A 330-nucleotide genomic window follows, 5' to 3' on the forward strand; every position below is an offset into this window, starting at 1 on the left:
GTTTCCTGGATGTTGAATTTTCCATTCAGATTTATTGGATACCTGAACTTTATCACCTTCAGCAAATGTCTGCCCTTTACTTGTTTTTACAACAACCATTTTACTTTTTCCGCTGTCTGTGTTGTATTCAACAGAAATTCCATCATTATCTGCATCTATTACTGTTCCAACTATAAAGTCTTGGTTTTGTTTTTCACTAACTTTAGAAATTGAGTTATCCGGAGCTTTATAGTATTCATAAAATTCGTTTCCTGGATGTTGAATTTTCCATTCAGATTTATTGGATACCTGAACTTTATCACCTTCAGCAAATGTCTGCCCTTTACTTGT

Annotated in this window: 1 pseudogene; it reads right to left on the reverse strand. The window is 33.6% G+C overall.

Features of this window, described 5'->3' with window-relative positions:
• A pseudogene (locus MR143_RS32775) lies at positions 1 to 330 on the reverse strand (hypothetical protein); the annotation flags it as partial.

The sequence above is a fragment of the Bacillus cereus group sp. BfR-BA-01347 genome (assembly GCF_022663835.1).
Classification (GTDB): domain Bacteria; phylum Bacillota; class Bacilli; order Bacillales; family Bacillaceae_G; genus Bacillus_A; species Bacillus_A thuringiensis_K.